The following is a 22,202-nucleotide window of genomic DNA, read 5'->3' as shown; positions in this document are numbered from 1 at the left end:
AACCGTGAAATTATACGATACCCTAACTAGAACAAATATAAATATTGAAGATGAAGAAATTAATATCTATGTTTGCGGACCAACTGTTTATGATCACATTCACATGGGTAATTTAAGACCAATAGTTACCTTTGATGTATTAAGAAGATTATTAGAACATTCAAACAAGAAAGTTAATTTTGTTCATAATATTACAGATATAGATGACAAGATTGTTGCTCAAGCAACTAAACTTTGCTTAGCTGAAAATGATGTCGCTAAACAATATACAATAGCTTATCTAGATATACTTAATGAACTAGATATCAAAATGCCTAAAATTGTTAAAGTAACTGAACAAATGGATGGCATTATTGATTATGTTAAACGTATTTATGAAACCGGATACGCTTACAAAATAGAGAATGATGTATATCTAAATACATCTAAGATTAATAATTACGGAATTTTATCTAAACGTAAATTAGATGAACAGATTGCTGGTCACAGAATTAAAAGTGATGAAAATAAATTAAGTCCTAATGACTTTGTGTTGTGAAAGAAAACAACTACAGGTATTGTATGAAAATCAGAATTTGGCGATGGTCGCCCTGGTTGACACACTGAATGTTCTTACATAATTGATAAAGAATTCCAACAAAAAGGATTTATTATTCATGGTGGTGGTATTGATTTGTTATTTCCTCACCACGAAAATGAAAACGCGCAAAACATTGCGTTATATAATCGTAATTTAGCTAATTGTTGAGTGCATGTAGGACACCTTTTAATTGAAAATGAAAAGATGTCTAAATCACTTAATAACTTTATCTATGTTAAGCATTTAATTGAATCGTTTAATTATCGTGCAATACGATGAGTTTTTTATAATTCATCATACACTCTTCCGCTTAATTTTGATGGCAATGTAATTAAATCTGCTCAAAAAGACATTGAGAAAATAGTTAATTGTATTAATCGTTTCAGAACATATTTAATTGCTAATAACCAAAACATTCCAAGTACTTCATTAACTTGTGATAGTTTTAAAGAATCGCTATTAGATAACCTTAATTTTGCTAACGCGACAAAAACTATTTGAGAGCATGTTAAGACGATAAATGAAGCTATAGCTCACAAAAAGATTGAAGAAAATATCTGAGCTTATCAAAAATTAATGTGATGTTTAGAAATCTACGGAATAGTTCCAGAAATGCTTCATAATGATCATATTAATGAACAAATTCGTAACTGAGCTGAATTGTTAGCTAATAAGGATTATGAAAATGCTGACATCATAAGAAACAAATTGATGAATAAAAAAGTTTTATAAAATGAAAGATCAATTTAAGCCCCAAAATAAAAATAATTCCAAAAAAGAAAGATTATGCTTATTCGGTTTCAATGCCGTTTATGAAGGTTTAATTAACAACTTAAAAATCAAAAAAGTATTTTTACACAAACAAGAAAACGAAATTATCAAGTTATTGAAACAAAGGAATATTGAATACGAGTTGCATTCTTTAAAATGATTTGATAATCAATATAGAGATTCATTAAATCATCAGGGTTTTGTTGCTGAAATTGATGCTAATTCTTTAACGATATCATTTAATGAATTTTGCGAACGCATTAAAGAACAACAAGAAGGAATTATTGTTGTTTTAGATCAAATACAAGACCCAGGTAACTTTGGTGGAATATTGCGAACATGTTTAGCAGCTAATGTATCTGGCGTGATTTTTAAAAAAGATAATCAAGCCAGAATTAATAACACTGTAATAAAAACATCGCTTGGTGCTTGTTTTTATCTTAATTTAATTGAAGTTGCAAACCTTTCATATGCCATAAAAGACCTTCAAGAAAAATATGGATATTGATCTTATGTTTCGAATTTAAGCAGTGAGGCTGCTGACTATAACCAAGAATATGCTAAAAAATCTATATTAATTGTAGGTAATGAACAAAAAGGTGTGTCTAACCAACTAATTAAGAATTCGGATTACCAAATTAAGATTCCAATGTATACAGACAAGATTCAATCCTTGAATGTGTCTGTGGCTACAGGTATAATGCTATTTAATATGAAACAAAAATTGCAATAATTTTGTTTAACATCTCAGTTATTCTTTGTATTAAAATAACATTCAAAATAAATAGAAATTTATATAAATACAATAATTCAAGCTTTCGATTATCACTAAATTGATTAAATCATTAGCGCCATTAAATAAAATCTTATGTCAGATACAAATAAAAAAGAAAAAACAAATAATAAACAATCTTTATTGAATAAGAAAACAAATATTAATATTATTGTTATCTTTTTTGTTTTAGCTGCTGTTTTTATTTTTTTAGGGGCTTTAGGATTTAGTATTGTTGGTAGATCATTAAGACAGGTTTCTAATAACAACGAAATAGAACTAACATCAACTGGTGTTGGGTTACTAGCAATGGGAATAATTGGTGTAATCTTTGGTTTAGTTTTCTTAATAAGTGGAATCTGTATGTGTATAATGAACTATTTAGTAAAAGTTAATTTACTTAAAGAGTTACAGTTAGAAATCATAAGAGAAACAAAGAAAGTCGAAGAACAAAAATTACTTACTTCGTCTGAAAGTGATGAACATAATGAATTAAAACAAGAAGAAATTAAGAAAAAAGAAGTTGATTCTGAAATAAATGAAACTCAGCCACAAGTTAAAGAAGAAATTATTCCGCCAAAAATCAATTATCAACCTAATATCAAATTAATACCAAACCAAGTTAATGTACCGGCTAATAATATAAATCGTCAGATTTTTAATCAAAATATTGTTGCTAACAATAATTTAGTAGTTAATTCGAATTTTAATCCGCAATTAAACATTAATAATAATCAACAATTAAGACTACCTAACAGATTTCAACAAAAACCAGTACATGGATTCGTTAATAACCAGCAAAATCTGATGGTTCGAAATCAAAACCCATTAATGAATATAAATCCAATGAATCAGCCTAATATGTCATTGAATAATAAGAGTAAATTCCCTGTTCAAATTAATTCTAACCAAGTTAATTTAAGAAGCCCTCAAGTTCAGAATGCTCAAAATAATTTTCAAAATAAAAATAGAAATATTCAGACTCTTTATAAAAATTAAATTATAATTTCAATATCATTCGTTAAACAATTTGCTAGAAAATTTGTAGATAATAACAAAATTTAGCTAAATTAAAGTAATATATATAGGTAGGTTATCTCGTTATGAAAAAATTATCAAAAGGAAAAATAGCTGTAATTACGACTACAGCTTTAGCAGTAGCAACAACTGCTATTATTACACCAGTTGTTTTTGCTAGTAAAAACAATGGAACCGACTCTAAACAAAGTTCACAAAACGCAACTAAAGAAAATAAGAACGATTCTAATTCTTCTATAAATGGATCGGACTCTTCTAGTGATAGTTCAGTTAAGAATAATGATCTATCATTCTTACCATTCTTAGATGAAGAAAATGCAAAAGATTCTAAAAACGTTATTATTGTAGGTGATGAAACTTCTGTTCCATCTTCAAATGGAAGAACAAGTGCAGATGAATCTGCTCCAATTAATGGAAACCAACCTATTAACCCTGTAGGTTCAATTAATACTTCAATGCCCAACATAAAAGATAAAGAGGTTAGCGGTAATATCGATAAAACGAATCTAGCTGCTATAATAGGATCAACTGTTGGCGCAGTATTAGGAGCTTCTGTTGCTGGTATTTCAGTTCTTGCTTATAACTGAAAGAATTCATCTAATAGAGCAACAGTTCCAACTGCTATAGATTTACAAACTAGACCTAACGAAGTTGAATTATCATCAATTCCGTTAGATTCTCCTTCATCAAACAAGTCATTATTAGCTCAAGGAAGACAACTTAAAGATTTAGTAATTGATTTCAAAAAAGAAAATACGCAACGTAATTATTTATTACCTTCTGATTGATTCGCTTCAATGAACAATGGGTTTAATACTGGTATTATAAACCCTGATTTTGGTGATTTCGTTAAATTTTTAAATGAAAACCCAGAACAAAAAGATAATAAATTAGCTTTCTTTAATTACTTAGATAAGAATGATAATGCAGTTAAGCATTTTCAATCTAACCTAAAATCTACTAATGAATTAATAGAAGAAGCATTTAGCTTTTTAGATGATGAAAGTGTTAATTCAACTGATAGTTCGCCAAGAAATTCTGTTAAATTACCTAATCTAAGTGCTGTGCCTAATGAAGAAAATAACGTTGGAATTAGAGCTGCTAAAGATGTTAGAAAATCAACAGATGATCCATTAACTGCTTTAGGTGCTTCGTACGAACAATACCTTTCTCAAAAAATTGATAATCCTAACAAACCAGTTGTTTTAACAAGTTCTAATGATCTTGAAGATTCGGCTAACAAATTAGTTGAAAGTTACGCAAAATATTCGGCTAAATCTAAAAACGGTACATTGGATAGCACTTCTTCTGATGAGTTAATTAATAACTACTATAAATTTGTAAGTACTGCTAAAGATAAAAGGGCTGATAACAATGATGTTGCTTTACCTAAATTATCAGCAAATTTAGACTTAGATAAAGTTTATGATGAATTAAAAGGTAATACATTAATTAGTGGTGCTAATAAAATCGATAAGATAAGCGATAAAATTGGAAAAGCATTAATTTGAGAAGATCCAGTATTAAGTACGCCAAATAAAGGTTCATTTGAAAACCTAAACATTTTAAATAAATTTGTTAATGGAGATGATGAAATTGAACCTGCTCCTTACGCTAAAGTTCCAAGAGATAGACAAGGTAGACCAGTTATATCAAAACCGTTCAATCAAGTTGCTGGAACCTTCGTAAAGAACAATCCTGAAGCATTAGAAAGAGGATATATATACATTACAACAACTAGAGGTAATAACCAGACCTTTAAGCGAGAAGCTCGTTCATTCTTTATTCCTGAAGTTTTATTAGATAAAAAGAATAAAGCTTACTTTGAAAATTCATTAAAACTTATTTGAAATGATCCTACAGCTAAAGATAATCCGTATATCTTTATTCAAAAATTTGATCAAATCAAAAAAGAAAATCCTAATAGACACATAATTCCTCATTACAATATAAAGAACGAAGGTGATTTAACTTACGCTACTTTATCATTCGAAAATACTTTTGAAGATAGAGAAATTCGTGATCAACTAAAACGCAGTTTATCTGCTAATGATGTAGATAAAGTTATATATAGTTCAATTAGATTTGATTCTAATGGTGTGAATTCTAGAGTTTTAAATACTCAAAAAACTACAGTTCAATCTGCTTCAAGATCACTTTCAAAAATAAGTTCTGATTCTGAAAGAAGAAACCAAGAATTAAGTTCTCCTATTATTGTAAATGCGATGAATGAAAATAGTAAAATTGATTCAAAAAGAGGAAGAACAATTGTTGAAGATTTTTCTAAATTAAATAGTAAGACTATTAAAACCAAAAAACCATTAAAAATTAAAGGTTTATTTTCTTCTAATAGTTCATCTAATAAAAATACAATTAAAGTAGGAATTCTAAATTCAATTAGAAAACGAGTTTCAAACTTCTTTAGCTCAACTGCGGACTTCTTCAGAACTAAATTCGCATTCTTGCGTAGATAATAACTAGTTATTAATGAAAAGAAGAACCTATTGTTCTTGGTTCTTCTTTTTCTATTTATTTAAATAAATGAATTAATAAATTTTATTTTATATAATCATTTATCAAGAAAAAATAATAATTAGTTTTAAAATAAGATTAAGATTAATTTTTGTTAAAGAAAGATATCGATTATGTCAAAAAAAGTACCTCTTAAAAAAACGATTCTTTTATCATCATTAGGTGTTGTTACAGCTGCTACTGCTGTAGCGATTCCGGTTTCATTAACGGCTGCTAATTTAAATCGCGTTATTCAACCTATTCAAAATCAGTCAGCTGATTCTTCTAAACCAACCAATCCTAACAATAGACCGTCTCGCGGCAATACGCAATACGGACCAATAAATGGCGGAAGATATACTGATTCTTCTAAATATGCAACTGGTTCAGAAGGTTATGATGACACAGGTGCATACGAAGGCGATGACGGAATAAGTAATCAAAACTTCCATCCAGAAGAAGGTATGGATTCAAATGGAGCTATCAACTCTCCAGGGGTTTCTGTTCCAGGACTAGTTCCACATGAAGGAATAACTACTGATAATAATGGAAACTTATCAGAAAACTTAAATGTAGGTGCTGCTGCAGGAGGAGTGATTGGTGGAATTGCTGCAGTTGGTGCTATTGGAGCTGGTATTGGTTTATTATTAAACACTTATAAATCTTCTAAAGATGTTACTCCTAAACCAACTTCTACAGTTAAAAAGAGTACAGTGTTAAGAGACTTTAATTTAACTAAATCTAATATTGATGATTTAGCTGATGCATCTCTTGAAAAGTTTGACTTAATCGAAATTAAAGATAAAGACGGAAAGAGAGGAGCTTTTTGAGCGCCTAAATCTTGATTTGATAACGATAGAAAAAATTCTGGCATTGTAGGTGGGGATTATGTTAGTAATCCAGAATTCCGTTCGTTCTTAAAATACATTAACCAAAACCCTAATGAAATGGGTAACCCAAGTGCTATTATTAACTATTTAGCTAAACAAAACTCTGGTGAGATTAGTTTCGATGATGTTTCTGTAAGTTCGAATAGTAATGTTACATCACCAAGCGCATTCAAGAGATCTAACTCAACAAGTTCTAGTTCAACTGATTCATGAGAAAGTTATGATTTAGATAAATTATTTAACGAATCTGATTCAACAGTTGCTAAACCAAGCCAGAGCGACAAAGATTCTGCTAAGAGATTCTTATCTAGATCTAATTCAACAGCTAGCACAAGCTCTACATCAAGTTCTTCAAGTGAATACTCAATTTTCTCTAAAGGCGGAATTGCTAGATCTTATTCAATTAGCGATATTGAAGAAGAATTAACTAAAACTAGCAACATAAAACCTTCAAGAGGTCAAACTAGCAACTTAAGCTTCTTGACAGTATTATCTGATGGTTTCCGTGGTAAACGTTTAGAAAAACGCATTGTTCCTAGAGATAATTTAGGAAGACCATTAATTTCTCAACCAGTTGATGTAGTTGCTAAAAAATTAACAAGAGAGGGTAAGAATGTATTTGAACAAGGATTCTACTTAGCTCAAGTTACTTATAATGGTGTAAATAATGAAAGAAAAGTATCACCAGTATTCTTGCCAGTTGAATCATTAAGTGAAGCTAACAAATATGAAACTGCTGCTTCATTAAAATCACTATTCTCATCTAGAAGTAACTCAACTGACCCATCAGTTTATGCAGCTGCTTTATTAACCGAAAATCTTTATCAATCAGGTTCATCTGTATACGCAATTCCTAAAGTTGATCTTTATGGTAGTGTTAGCGATTACCAATCAGTTTATGACAGTTCTAAAAACTCAATTATTTTAGTTACTGATGATAATAAAGAAAAACAAGAAACTGATTACTCAATTTACGCAAGAATTGATAAAACAAGAAAACCAGCTGTTGCTTCAGATGCTACTATTAATGAAGTTAATGAAATGAAGAAGAGACAACAAGCTCTAAAAGAATTAGCTGAAGTTCCTCCTCCGTTACCCGAAAGAAATTACGACACAATTAAATCAACTTCATCAACTGAAAAAGGTTACAGTGTTAATCTTAATGATACTCAAGCTTCAAGATTTGGTTCATCTATCTTAAGTAGATTAAATAGATGAGGATCACAAATTAAGAGTGTATTCACTAAAAAACCTAAAGATGATAGTATTCAATTCCCTTGATACAGATCACACTTTGGAATGTGAGATGAAACTGAATTGAATAAAGTGCCTGCAAATAATAATGTACTTCGTCCTACTAAAATTAAAAATCGTTTAACTTCTTGAAGTTCATCAATTAGAAGTAAATTCTCAGGTTTCTTTACAAAAATTTAAAAACTAAATTTTAATTGATATGAAAAAATCTAAATTGTTCAAAAAACAATTAGCAATAGGGTTATTTATATTACCTTCATTCATTTTATCGTCTTGTAATAATGTAATAAGACCTATTGTAAGACAGTCATCTGAACTAGAAAAAACTGCTCCAAGTTTTGCTAGCTCTTCTGAAGAATATAAAGGTGAAAAAGTTAACAAGGAAAGCTATTATTCTCTTTTATCTTCAAATGATTTAGTTGAAAATTATCAGTCATATACAGATCCAAAAACTAAGAGTTTATACGATAATGTATTTGCAAAAAACTTTTATGAACCATCAGCTCTTAAAGAAGGGTTTGTAGGATTTGATCAAAATGTCTATGCTAAAAAAGAACAAGCACAAGATTCTTTATATCGAGAAGATAATGTTTTGTTTTATGACGGATCTTTGTTTAGTTCTCAAGCTGATTTAACTGCTTATATTGAAACTAAAAAGGATTTATTATCTGAAGAAGCAGGTAAAATTGTTGTTCTACGAAATAGCGATAATACTAATTCAGAACCAATTAATGTTGACGAATTAAGAAAAAATAGTCAAACAGAACGTTTAAAACTATTTAATTACATTACTAAGAATTCTAAACTGCAGGTTGAAATTAATAAAGGTGATACAACAACTACTATCAATGTAGATCCTTCATTAAATTTAAGTGATACAGTTCAACAAATCAAAAGCAATGTTCCTGCAAAAGATATTCCAGTTCATTACCAAAGAATAAGTGCTAATAACAATGCATCACAATATTTTGTAGATACTTCTGAAGATGATAACTATGATTTTTATGGTCCGTTATTATTCCAAGGTAATGCTGATATTAACACGATAACAAATCCAGCTAATTGAACAAAGACTAGTACTTTACCAATTGGTTTATATCGTTCTATTTCATCTGATATAGTTACATCAGGATTTGACTTCTTATTAGGCGAAATTAGCATTGGTGATGAAAAGGAAATTAAAGTATTAAATAGAAACCTTGAAACTAAAGATTTTATTTTTTATTTCCCTTATAGCGAACAAGAATTAAGAACAGCACAGTATTCTAATAATTTAAAACTTAATTTAGCTTGAGCAGATTTCATTTATCAACTAAAAATTCAACAACCTGAAGTTTATAAAGGTTTATTAGATACTGTAGCTAAATTTAATAAAGCTAAGCGTTTTAGTTCATTCTATAAAATCCCCATCTTATATTCTTACCTATTAGATAGTTTAATTGCTAATAAAGCAAAAGAACAAATTATTTTCTTATTAAAAGATTTCTTTATTAAGTTATCAGATAAAATTGATAGCACATTACAACTAATTAATAGTTATGCTAAACCAAGCGGTTTCGATATTCTTGCTAATAAAGATTTAAACGGAAACTCATTCTCATTTAAAGTTTATTTTGGTATTGGCAACAACGACTTTGATGTATCAGCTAGTCTTGAAAATCTATTGCCAAACTTATATGATCAATTTTCGAATTTAACTATCTTTATGACAATGCTAATGTTGTCTAACATAGTTGCTGCAACACCAGGTGCGATTTTAAATGAACAAGGTTTAATAGATACAATCAAAGGGATAAATCTATTTGGTGATAAACAAATTCAAGAAATTGAAACTAAAATTAAAAACAGTTGACCAACTCTTTCAGCTATTTGATGATTATTATCAGCTCAAAACCTAACTCAAGCATTATTCGTAGCTGGATTTAGTCCAAGTTCATTAATGCAAAATAATCTTGATGAAAATACATTAAGAATTATTAATGGTTTCCAAGATGCTTTTAGCTTAAAATGAATTCGTAACCAATTTTTACAAACTAGTGCTATTGAAACTATTAAAAACGAAATTCCATTAGTTTTAAGAGATGTTCCAACCCAAAGACCAAAAGTAAGAGAACTATTTGCTGATATCCCTAAGAATGTTTTAGAATACTTACAAGGTATTAATGTTGATTTTGGAACAGTTATTTACATTCGTAATTTATACAGAAAAATAAAAGAAGTTCAAAAAACTGATCTTAAAAAAGCTGAAGAATATTTATCTCAAGTAAGTACTTTTGTAAAATCTTTATCAAGTGATCACTATGTTGATTTGTATCTAACTTACATGCAACAGTTTCCTTCTGTAATTAATAACAAACCAGAAGCTAGATCTGCAAGTTTATCACTAAGATCATCAACTAGATTAGTAGAAGATGACTCAGAACAACCCTCAACTAGTAATACTAATGAAAACGCTAATAAAGTTGTTATTAATAATTCAGAAACATTTTCAACTTCTAAGAAAGCAGGATCTCCTGCAATTCTTCAAAATCCAAAAGAAGTTAATGTTAATGAATTAAGTGCTCTTGAAAAATTACAAAAAGATCAGAAAAAATTACAAACAGTTTTTGTAATTAGTTCAGTACTTGAAGGTTTTGCAACAATTTTAAGTTCTGCTGTAACAGTTAATACTTTAATAAATAGTCCAAGTGTATTAAACCGTACTAAGGATTTAGTTATTGCTGGATTACAAACAGCTGCTTCAACTATTTCTGTTTCTTTATCTTTAGCTGGTGAATTTACTTCATTTATTAAAAAAGGTACTGCAATAGTTGGTGCTTTATCTCCTGTTTTCTATGGATTAACAGTGGCTATGCACATTGCTGTTTTATTGGTAAATGTTTTCTTTCCAACAGAAGAAGAATACTACTACGTGTTCCAAATTGGTCAAGTTCAATATGTATGGACTGGTGGTTATAAGAAAACTTGATTATTAGGTTTAAAAACTTTAAAAGAAAGAACTATTAAAGATATTAAGTTAATTAAGCCGATTCAAATCACAAGACCGCAAAACGCATCGTTCTTATACTACAATCAAAAACAATATTCACCAACTGATATTGATAAGATAAAAGATCTGCAAATTACTGAATGGTTAGAAAATAAAAACCTATATGCTATGGATAAAGCTTATATAAATAATGTTAATAAGATTTATTCATTACACAAACCTACAAGAGGTTCAAGTGTTGCTGGTGTTTATGCTTCAAGTAATTTAATTGATCTTTACCAAAACTTATTAGCGACATTACTATCTAATTCATTAATTACTATTCCTCACACTGTATCAACTTCTTTAAATGGTAGCTATATTTCAAATAAAAACAATTTATCAGCAGTTGTTGTAAGAGATGAATTAAACAAAGCTCAAAATTGAACACTAGTTCAAGTTCCAAGTAATGAAGCTGGTGGTTATTTATATCAACCTAGTAAGAACATTAAAATCACTGAAATCGTTAGCTATGATCCTGAAACTAAAATTGGTGTAGCTAAAGGAATTGGTAAATTTGGTTTAAATTCAACAGAATTTATTTTCTATAACAACAATGATGCTTCAGCAAGTCACGATACATTAAAAGCTAAATTTAACGAATTGCTAAAAGCTAGAAAAACTGTTTATTTAGATTCTGTAGGTTCTAGAACAAAATTAATTTATCGTTCAGAATTGTTCAGTGTATTTGATCAAAAACTTAAAAAAACTATCTTCTTCTTATCATTAAGAGATGCTCATAACTACATCGACCAATGAATGTAAGATAAAAAGTATATGCTATATACTTTAAATATTTCGTTAAATATTTTATAATCTTAGATTATCAAGACTATGGCGGATCGACCTATGAATAACAAAGCTAAATTAGCTAAGCTAGCTAAATTAAAAAAGAGTCTATCAATCAGAATGAAAAAGCAATTACTATATGGTGCTGTTGCTTTTGCTTCTGCTGGTTTAATTTCAGGTATTATCGGAGCTTCAATAAGCGCAACAATTGATTCTGATAACAAACTAACTTCGATAATTCAATCTAATTCGAACCTAGTTACTTCTACGAATGAAGGTTTTAATGACAAGATCGATCCAAGAAAACCTAATCCTGATTTAAATAAATTTATTGGGGATTTGTCTGCTAGTTATGCTGATCGTGAAAAAGGGATTGTTGATCTGACAAGTAACCAAATTAAGCCGTTTGATCAAAATAAATTAAGTGATGCTTATATTGGCGCTAACGGTGAATTATTAACTAACGAGCAAGCTGCTGCTAGTTTATTACCAGAATATAAACTAATCAAAAAATACGCTTATGGTAGCGGTGATAAATTATATGATTCTTTAGATGAATTAAAGAATAATTTCTGGAACAATATTAGCGAAAATTCAATAGCTTATTATGTTTTTAAGGATAAAAACGGTCAAAATCATTACTTCAATCCATTAAATAAAAACGATATTAATAAGTTTAAAGAGTTCGTAATTAACCAAGCAATTAATGGTGATGATAAGTTCTCATTAGATTACTACATTCCATATAGCAATGATAAAAATAACTCAACTTACGTTTCGTTAAGTAAATCATCTGCTGTTTTCAGCGATCAAGGTAATTTTACATTAAGTTCTGATGCTAATTTAGGTAGAGCTTTCGACCAAAAAATTAATCAATTGTTTAATCAAAAAACAAATGATATCTTTAGTCAGTCTTCATTTTTACCAACAATTAGCTTACCAAAAGCAGCAATCGGCGTTCAACAACGTTCAGGTATTTATTTAGATTACCCAACTGCTCCTAATTATGGGTTTGATAAATACTTCGGAATTGGGTTTAAAGATCAAAATCAGGATTGAAACAATGTAAGTATTTCTGATAAATTAGTAGTTAATCAAGGTTTTAGTGTTAATGATCTGATCGCTAACTTACAAAAAATATCTTCACCTGATTTTGTTAGTAAAAACTTTGATTCAGTTGAATTAAATTCTAGATATCAAAGAAATAATCAAGGTTCAATCATCCCTTCAACTTCCTCATTAGATAGTTCAGTAAGTAATTATGGTTTAGGACTTAACCAAGAGCAAGATAATTTAAAACCTTTAATTGCTAATTATGAATCAATAGGGCGTAATAAATCTGATACTGAAGTTGCTAAACTATTAGATAAAGAATTTTTAAAAACTCACGCATATATTAAAAACCGTTCATTTGTTACTAAAGATGGTGTTGAATTATTTGGTAAAAATATCGGATTAATCTATAAGGGTAACTTATACGGTTATACCGTTCATGGTGATCCATATATTGCCAAGGATAACTATAACGGAAGTCATACAAATAAAGTATTTATTTACCACGACACATTTAGTAATAATTCTTGATGATTAAATGCTGGTAATTTTAATAAAGACGGCTTTATTCAAAACTCGCCTTACTACTTTGGATTTGGTAATTTAGAAAATGCTAACAAAGTTTATGGAACATATCCAGAAAGTGTTGGTATTAGTAACGATACCCTTCATGTAGGTGCTGATATTTTTGATCTAACTACTAATAGAAGAAATGCTGCTGGTCTTGTTGCTGATATTAAAAATCCGGGTAGAAGATGAGATTCTTGAGCTTCTAAATTAACATTCTTACCAGGTTATTGAGAATCTTATAGAATTTCAGCTGAAAACAGAAAACTTTACTTAAATGTTGATGTTGATTGAAAATTAGATAATCAAGCTATTACTAACAAAGAAGAATTCATTAGAAAAATATCTGAAAAATTTGGTTTAAACTATTCTGGTAATAATAATTTTGCTATTAACCCTAATTCAGAATTCTATAAATCTTATTTAAGTCAATCTTATATTAATGGAGCTTCTACTTATGCTATCCTATCAGGCTTGAGTAATTTCAGTTCATTAAACAAAATATTAGATGAAAACTTCTTAAATGTTGCTAAATCTCAAGTTAATAAGTTTGCTCAATTCTATGACAAAACTGTAGCTACATTCAGTTTAGGTAACGGTCGTGATAACCGCTTTGTTGATTATGTAAATACGTTTAATGATTTATTGCAAGCTAATTCGAATTTAAGTTACAATTCAATCAATTTATCAAGCGCTTACAACACTAACTTCTTAACTCAACATGTATTTGATGCTAAAGACATCAAACCAGTTCTTACATATGGAACTAACAAGCAACCTTTATTTGAAATTGATTTAAGTTCTGATAAAAAGAATTTATTAATTGAAAGTCTAGGATCTAACCAAAACAACTTTAAACAAGCGTTATTATCTACATTAACTCGCTTACCTTTAGATCAGTTACACAATTCTTTAACTAATTTATCGAATCACTACAAAGTTGATGGTATTGATTTATCTGCTTATAGTTATGATCTAAAATATCAAAAATACTTGGAACTTAATTCGAATAACAACCAAGTTGAATTAAAAGCGGAATATCAAACTAATAACAAAATTAATCTACCTATCTTACCTAAAGGTATTGATCAAGATCAATTCGCAACTTTGGTAACTGATAACAATACTTGATTCCCAATCACTTATATGTGGAAATTTTACCAAGAAGCGCTTAGTAGATTATCTAACGATTCGATAACTAAGAGTGGTGATCAAATTGTTACTGATCCAAACAACCTTCTAGTTTTACAAGGTGGCATTAATACATTTACTGAATTAAGATATGGTAAGTATTACGATATAACTGGAACTGATATCAATCTATCGATTGATAGTTCTTCTGACAAACACAGTTTATTCTTTGATTCAATTCAAAGCCGAGAATTAACAAAATACTTTATTGGTCAGTTTTCAAATAAAGCAAATGTTGATAATAACTACGAAATCGTTTTGTATTACAACAATGCTACTAACCAAAAACTAGGTTTAGTTAGAGGAAATTACAAGAACCTTTCAAGACTTGAAAAAGAAGCTAAAAATAGAGCATTAATCGAACTTAAACCTAAAGTTGATGAAAACTACAAATTCTACATCGACAAAAATACAACAACTAAAATTAAAAATACTGTATTTACTTTATACCCACTTAAATTACAAGACGGAAGAACATTATACTTTGACTCACTAGACCATTTAAAGGCTTATAGAGGTTAATAAAAAAATAAAAAGAACGTTATCATTATTAATTTGATAACGTTTTTTTTGTGCTTTATTTTAAATAAATTTATAATAAATCACGTTAGTTTAGGTTTAGTTGACTATTATAATAAAATTGTGTAATTAGGTATTTTATAAAAAGTGAAATCAAAAAAAGTTAATAAAGAAAATGAAGAAATAGCTATTGAAGAACAAGAAGTTCAAAGTAGCGAAGTAGAACAAGAAGAAGTAAGTTCTGATTTTGAAAAAGATAAAATAAGAAGAAGAATTGGCATTCTACCGATCATCTTATCAATTACAGGGATAATAGCTGTATGGATTGGTGCGTGATTAATTTCTTACGTGATTGGTTCGATTACTCAAAGAGTTCTTGACCTAACAGAAGTTAATGGTGCTGAGATGTCTAATTTCGGTGAGATTTTCAAAAATGAGCTTACCAAAATTTCGTATGTAATGCTGGCTTTTGGCAGCATCCTGATAATTGCTGGAATCGCCTTATTAGTTGTATCTATTATCCTAGTTATTAAAGACTTCAAAAATAGAAACAAAAAACTTGAGTTATTCTTTATCAAATATCAAGAAATGTTAGAAGAATCAGAACAATTCAACTTAAGACTAGATAACTTAAATAGAACTAATCAGGAAAATCTCAATAAAATTAATTTATTAAATCAAGAAATAGCAAACTTAAGAAAAAATAACAATAACTCACTAGCTATTATTCAACAACAAAAAACAATAGAAAAAGTTGCTCCTAAACCTCAACAAGTACCTCAACCTCAACAACCTAAACCATTAATCAATAACAACCCTCAAATTAATAAAACGCAACAAAATCAGCAAGTTCTTAAAAAAACAGTTGTAACAACTACCCAAACTTTAATAAAAAATATTGAACCTAAACGCGTTCAAATTACAGCAGGACCTACTCATCCAGCCACTAAACGCAGTTTAATAAATCAACCATCATCACCAACAAAGAGATAAAACAAAAAAGTTAAATAAAATCTGATTCTTAAATAAATCAGATTTTATTTTTATTTATAAGCAATAACTCTACTTTAAACATTTTGTTATCCTTATTAGACTAACAATTATGAATAATTCTATATTTACAAATAAATGCTTAATTTTGTTTGTCAGTATATTAAAATTTATATATGGATAGTTGCTTTAAGATAATAATTATTAAAACCAAAATCTTTTAGAATAGCCCTTTTAGTTGTAATAATTATTATATTCGGTTAGAATTTATAAGATATAAATAACTAACAAGCCTATATTGAAATGTTGGGTGAGATCCAACATTTCACTAAAATGTGAAGATTGATCACGATGAGCTTATTAGTAGATATCTAAATGTCTGTTAAAAAACTATCAATTAATTTAGATAAGATTAAAAGATTATTTAAGATACCAGACAACAATACATTTTATGAATTAAAATCTGATGTTGTCTCGATAAAACAAAATGTAAAAATGGTTTTGTTTTATCGATCGCTAATCTTTTTAGTATTATTTGCGTTCAGTGTTGGATTTATAATGGCTCCTGACCGATTGTTCTTGGTAAATTACATGCCAATTAGATCAACTATGGATGCAACTAAGCCGATAATGACCACGCTTGATCCTAATCGTTATCCGATTACGGCTTTATTTCAATTCCAAAATCCGACATATCAAAGTATTAACTTCTTTATCCTATTAAGGCTTATAGGGTTATATTTAGTTTTTATTACATCACTTTGATGAAACTACCAAAACGTAAGTTCAATTAATCACAGAATCAAACTTTATTCAATTTGATTCTCAATATATTTATCATTCAGTATTATTAGTGGTGCATTACTTTTAGGATGAATTAACAACAAAGCAAGCTTATCATCTGTATTAGGAGTATGTTCATTAAATATATTATTGGTAATTCTGAACTATGTATATTGAATAGTTGGATACATTTTAAATAAAAAGATTCAACCAATCAGCACTAAGAATCTTTACTTCATTCTTATTTCTTATAGTGCTAAATTGCTAAGTTGAATTATTTTATTTATTTTCTTGGATCAACTTATTAAAGGTAGTAAAGATGCTAATATCATCTTTAATGACAACAAAGTTATTAATTTCATTAACTCATTAACATCAGGATTGTTCCCTGAAAGAGTTTTATTGTTATTCGTTTTAATAACTTTATCAATCGCATTATTTATTACTTCTAACTTATATACATTACTTAACCTAAGATTAATTTTTGTTAAATTAATTAATGACGATTTAAAAAATAAGGCTTATGGAACAATGGGCTTTTGTTTCGTAATCCTTACAACATTAGTGTTTGGTATTATCAAAATATTAGCATTAGGTAAATATCCAAATACCGATGTTATTGATACACCAAAAATTGATTTATCAACTGATTGATTCTGAGTAGTTGGTGTATTGTTATTCTTAGTTTATTGAGGTGTTTACTTCTTTGTTATTAGAAGAAACAAAACTCCTGTTGTTAATAATATTTACCATTCAGGTTCTTTATTATTATTTTGAGCAGTTTTTTTATCATCTGATTTCGATAGAACTAACTTCAATACAGCTAATGCATACACAGGATTATTAATAATTACTTTAATTACCTTATTAGTTATCTTGACTTACTTAATAAGTTCTAATAAGCAATCAGCTGGTATCATCATCGGTTTAAGTTTAGTATCAATCTTTATTGTGGCTAGTGTATTTTTAATTACATTCAATAACACATTAACTAACAATCAAAACTTTACTTTAAACTCATTAAATTCAGATCTAACAATCAACCAAATCTTATATGCGTTACTTATAGTTGTTTTAAGTATTAACTTTATATATGTAATAGCAAGTATTTACTTCATATACTTCTTTGTTAATAAGAGTAATATCTTTAATAACAAACCAAAAATAAAATCAGAAAATACTAAAGAATCAAAAATCGACCAACAAACAACAGATCAAGATAGTTCAACAAAAACAGTGCCACAGCAACAAGAAGAACTAAATCAAGAAATAAATAATTACTCAGGAGTTAATTCATAATGAAAAACAAAAATAAAAAAACAGATCAAATTCAAGAAGATCTTGTACAAACAAATTATCCTTCATTAGTTCAACACAAGGATTTTGTAGAATTCTCGCAATTATTTAACACATCATTATTGCAAACTAATACATCTGAAAATTCAGTTCAAGCTAAAACCTTTATTGAAAAAATTAAAGATGCAATTACAAATCGTTGAGAAATTGTTTTTGATGATCTAATTATTTCTTGAACACGCAATGCTCGTTTTTCTTGAAGTAAATTAGTTCCAATTGTTACTACAGCTGAATCTTCTCAATCAGATGCAGTGAATCTAAGATCAACTTTAGAAAATGATGAAGAATTAAGAATTCTTGTGGAAAGATTTAATTTATTGTTAAATAATCAGTTATTCGATGAAAACAAGATTGTAGAAGTTGTTGATGGAATTATTATTTACCGTTCTCCAGAAACCAACCAATTAAAGGTTGTTTTCTCTCAAGGAATCATTAACGCTTAGTTCATTATGGACATTAAAAAACTCGAACGGAAACAAGCTAGTTTAAAAAATATTCATACCTTAGTTGAATCTAAACGTGACGTTACTCTAATTAAGATTTTTAAATTATCTAAGCGATTTGAACATTTTTATAAAAGAGCTATCGATTCCAAAACATTACTAGACATCTTGCATAAAAAATACAACCTAAAAAACCCTTTTTATGAAGATAGTTCTTTATTAGCTAAGAACAAGTTCATTAACTTAACTTTAGATAAAGTTGAAGACATGTTCTTTGTAAGCAAAAAACGTTTGTGAATTTATGTAACTGAAACACAAAACGCAGCTGCTGATAACTACTCAAGATATGATAGAGCAATCCTAAAACAAGAAGATGTTCATAATGATCAATTTATTACAATTGGTGAACATGCTAAAAGTTTTTGTGAAAAAAATAAATTAGAAGTAGTTCAACACTATAAAGAAAATGATTTTAAAGAATTAAGTAAAACGATACCAGAAATCATTCGTCTAAAAATTGAATCAGGTGATATTATCGATATTAATTTCGTAATTAATTCAAATAAGATTAAAAATAAATTCTTGAAGATCTTACCGATTAAGGAATTCGAACTTGATACTTCTTATTATGAAAAAGCTGAAACATTATTAGTAGAAGATATCGATAAGTACAAATTGTATAACAATTTACAAGAATTCATCGTTAATGAAATTAATTCTTATCTAAGAAATGTTGTTACTTCTTTATTAGTGGAATCATCATTAATTATTGCTAAAAACAATCTTGTAAAATACAACAAAACAATTAGTGATCTTGATGAAACATTGATTAATCTAAGGCGTGAAATCTTGAAGCAAAAACGTGAGATTGAAATTCAAGAATTACAAATGCTTACAAGAAGTAACGAATCAATGGTTAAAATGGATTCGTCAAACGATGGGGATATGGAATAGATATGGCAAAACAAAATTTTAAAACAGCTCCATCTGAAATTGAATTCATTCGATTTAACAATAAATTCTTAACTTATAAACAAGGATATTTCTTGCTTAATGTTAATCAGATAGATGAATGAGAACTGATTCAAGATAATTCTCTAATCAGTATGGAAAATGTCTTTTTCAAAATTTATGACCCAATTGAAGAAGATGAAGATTATTACATTATTAGAAGTTCATTTATTAAGATTGAAAATAATAAGGTAACTATCTATAGTGATGAAAAATTCACCCCTTTCAAACTTGATTACAAATTTAAAGTTAAAAAATATGATGATAAAATAAATGAATTTAATAAAAAATTATCATATTATGAATCTAAAATTAATTTAGGTTTAAGCTTCCAAGAATTGATTGATTATAATGCGGTAAGGAAAGAAAAAAACTACTATTCCTTAATTCGTAACTTTAACCTAGTAGAGAAAAAGGTTGAAAAAAATGAAAAATAAAACCAATTTAAAAAGATTGATTTATTTAAAATTCGGATTATTAGTTCCTACTCTATTCGTTTCAACGCTTGGGGGTGTAGTTAGCAACAACACTAAACCCATCGATTTTAATCTAATCAAACACGATATTACATTAGATCCTAATGTTCCTACTATTCCCAATCCTGATGATGTTGTAGAAAAACAACCTGGTTCAGAAAATGCTGACAACCCACAAGAACAACCGAGAATGCCAGCTAATCTTGAAGAACTTAAGAAAAGTATTGATCAAAAGATATCTGGAAAAATCGGTGAGTTTATTGACGGATTAGCTAAAGCGATTGAAGATAGAATCAACGCTGTTAAGAATAATACATCGTTTAGTTTCCAAGAAAAGTTTAATAGAAATCTTTATTACTCATTAGTTCAAGCTTTTTTCCAAAGTAATAAAGAAATGATTAAAAGTGATCCTTCTAAGTATGGTCTAGATATCGTTTTTCCGTATGTTTTATCAAATGATGCAACATTTCATAAAGGAACAATCGTATTCAACAATAAAACATATGATAACAAAATCTGAGGATCAGTAGCTAATAAAACAGACTATAAAAAACAAATTACGGGTGAAGGCAACTCAATAACCCCTGATTCAGACGCTTCTAAAGCGACAGTAAATAACACAACTTCTCAAGAAGAAGGGGATATGACTTTAAAAACATATTTTGATGCTTTATCTAAAGAAACTTCTAAGATCTTCTTTAATGATGATGACTTACCAGAAGTTGATAAAGACTATGAAGTAACTGGTAAAGTAGTTGATTCTAAAGGTGGTGTTTTCTCAGATGCTCCAAAGAACTTTAAAAGTTGAGATGAATACATTATCAGTAAAATCAGACCTAGATTTATTGATTTTGACTTAGAACAAAATAAGGATCCAGCTCAGCAAGAAGAAATGAATCAACAACAACCTCCTGCTGTTGAAAACATTCTACCTCCTTCAGTTCCAGTAGATGGTGAACCTGTTCCAACTAATCCTAAAGAATTGATTGAAAACATCCCTAGATACACACCTAAAGTAAGAGGATTGTATTCAACTTTATCTGCTAGCGCTTTTTTAAATAGATTTAATTCGTTTAATCGTAATAATAAATCAAGCAACTTCTTCTATTTTGAAAACCCAATTAATACTAGATTTAAATACGAAGTAACCGGATTATCAATGGATAATAGATCGTTATCTGCAACTGTTAAAATCCAAGATGCAGTAAAACCTGAAGTAACTGCTACATATACTAAAAAACTAGACACAATAAATTTATCTGGTGATTTGCAGAAGATTAATGAAAACAAAGAATTAGCATATCCAGTAATTCAGGAAACATTCCTTAGATTTTATAAATCAGTAGGTCTAGATGCAAAATTAAATTACGGTGATGCAACTAAACTATATGTTGAACCTCAAACAATTTTTCAAATGGTTTATCTAGCAATGAAATCAATTGAGAAAAGAGAGTTTAAAAACGACTTTAACATCATCTTAAGTAGAAGCATAGGTTTTAGTGCAGAACAAGCAACAAGCTATTTCCTTAACTTTTTAAGAAATCAAGTTGTTAATAGACAATTCTTATACTGACAACAGATAAGTGAGATGTATAAACGAATCTTTGTTGCTTTTATTAGAGACTTTAACAAAGAAGAATTAAAACCTAAATTATTAGAATTACTAAAAGAAAACAAAGTAACGCCTGATAAATTTAACCAATCATTCGCAGAAGCTAGAAGAAGATTATTAAAATTAGATTCTTTAGCTAAACAAACATTAGGTTCGCCGATTAATCATTTCAACAATTTAGTTACTGAAATTATTCAATTAAACAATATCTTAAAACCTTTTAACTTAGTTTATGATAAGATTTCAGATCAAAATAAAAATAATGCTGATGGCGAAAAAGATTTAACAGCTGCTCTTAAATCATTCTCTAGAGATATTGATAACATTCTAATAGATTCAAAAGCACGAACTAATCCATTCTTAATTATTCTTGTTATCTTCTTAGCATTAATATCTATTTCTTTATACGGGTTTTATTTCATGCAACTAGCATTTAATAAAACAAGACAAATCAATAAATTAAATAAACCTTTAATCATTACTGTTTTAACAATTGCATCAATTGCTTTAGTTTCAACCTTACTGATTGCATTAAAAATAATTGGAGTATTTTAATTAATATAAATGT

13 protein-coding genes are annotated in these 22,202 nt (G+C 28.4%); all 13 read left to right on the top strand.

Annotated features, from left to right (window positions below):
- Positions 1–4 precede the first annotated feature (4 nt).
- The 13 genes from cysS (at position 5) to NMG68_RS03685 (ending at position 22,189) form a co-directional block, all read left to right on the top strand.
- Positions 5–1,312, top strand: coding sequence for a cysteine--tRNA ligase (gene cysS, locus NMG68_RS03745; RefSeq protein WP_255034633.1), 1,308 nt, complete (start codon positions 5–7; stop codon positions 1,310–1,312).
- 1 nt (position 1,313) lies between these two features.
- A complete protein-coding gene (rlmB, locus tag NMG68_RS03740; RefSeq protein ID WP_255034632.1) occupies positions 1,314–2,084 on the top strand; it encodes a 23S rRNA (guanosine(2251)-2'-O)-methyltransferase RlmB in 771 nt (256 codons plus the stop codon).
- A 135-nt stretch (positions 2,085–2,219) separates the two neighbouring features.
- Positions 2,220–3,122, top strand: coding sequence for a DUF308 domain-containing protein (locus NMG68_RS03735; protein WP_255034631.1), 903 nt, complete (start codon positions 2,220–2,222; stop codon positions 3,120–3,122).
- Between the two features lie 104 nt (positions 3,123–3,226).
- Positions 3,227–5,635, top strand: coding sequence for a hypothetical protein (locus NMG68_RS03730; protein ID WP_255034630.1), 2,409 nt, complete (start codon positions 3,227–3,229; stop codon positions 5,633–5,635).
- A gap of 171 nt (positions 5,636–5,806) precedes the next feature.
- Complete coding sequence (locus tag NMG68_RS03725; protein WP_255034629.1) at positions 5,807–7,996, top strand: hypothetical protein; 2,190 nt, start codon at positions 5,807–5,809, stop codon at positions 7,994–7,996.
- A gap of 19 nt (positions 7,997–8,015) precedes the next feature.
- Positions 8,016–11,609, top strand: coding sequence for a hypothetical protein (locus tag NMG68_RS03720; protein ID WP_255034628.1), 3,594 nt, complete (start codon positions 8,016–8,018; stop codon positions 11,607–11,609).
- Positions 11,610–11,678: 69 nt separating this feature from the next.
- A complete protein-coding gene (locus NMG68_RS03715; protein ID WP_255034627.1) occupies positions 11,679–14,966 on the top strand; it encodes a hypothetical protein in 3,288 nt (1,095 codons plus the stop codon).
- A 144-nt stretch (positions 14,967–15,110) separates the two neighbouring features.
- On the top strand, positions 15,111–15,956 hold the full coding sequence (locus tag NMG68_RS03710; protein WP_255034626.1) for a hypothetical protein: 846 nt from the start codon (positions 15,111–15,113) through the stop codon (positions 15,954–15,956).
- A gap of 372 nt (positions 15,957–16,328) precedes the next feature.
- A complete protein-coding gene (locus NMG68_RS03705) occupies positions 16,329–18,035 on the top strand; it encodes an MSC_0624 family F1-like ATPase-associated membrane protein (protein WP_255034625.1) in 1,707 nt (568 codons plus the stop codon).
- Positions 18,035–18,535: a DUF2714 domain-containing protein gene (locus NMG68_RS03700; protein WP_255034624.1), complete on the top strand. Its 501-nt coding sequence runs from the start codon at positions 18,035–18,037 to the stop codon at positions 18,533–18,535. Before NMG68_RS03705 ends, NMG68_RS03700 begins: the two co-directional genes overlap by 1 nt.
- A 6-nt stretch (positions 18,536–18,541) precedes the next feature.
- Complete coding sequence (locus NMG68_RS03695; protein ID WP_255034623.1) at positions 18,542–19,489, top strand: MSC_0622 family F1-like ATPase gamma subunit; 948 nt, start codon at positions 18,542–18,544, stop codon at positions 19,487–19,489.
- Positions 19,490–19,491: 2 nt separating this feature from the next.
- Positions 19,492–19,983, top strand: coding sequence for an MSC_0621 family F1-like ATPase epsilon subunit (locus tag NMG68_RS03690; RefSeq protein WP_255034622.1), 492 nt, complete (start codon positions 19,492–19,494; stop codon positions 19,981–19,983).
- Positions 19,973–22,189: an MSC_0620 family F1-like ATPase-associated subunit gene (locus NMG68_RS03685; protein WP_255034621.1), complete on the top strand. Its 2,217-nt coding sequence runs from the start codon at positions 19,973–19,975 to the stop codon at positions 22,187–22,189. Before NMG68_RS03690 ends, NMG68_RS03685 begins: the two co-directional genes overlap by 11 nt.
- Positions 22,190–22,202: the final 13 nt, after the last annotated feature.

It is taken from the genome of Mycoplasma bradburyae (assembly GCF_024338845.1).
GTDB classification, from domain to species: domain Bacteria; phylum Bacillota_I; class Bacilli_A; order Mycoplasmatales; family Mycoplasmoidaceae; genus Mycoplasmoides; species Mycoplasmoides bradburyae.
This window is presented reverse-complemented; position numbering and strand designations above follow the sequence as displayed.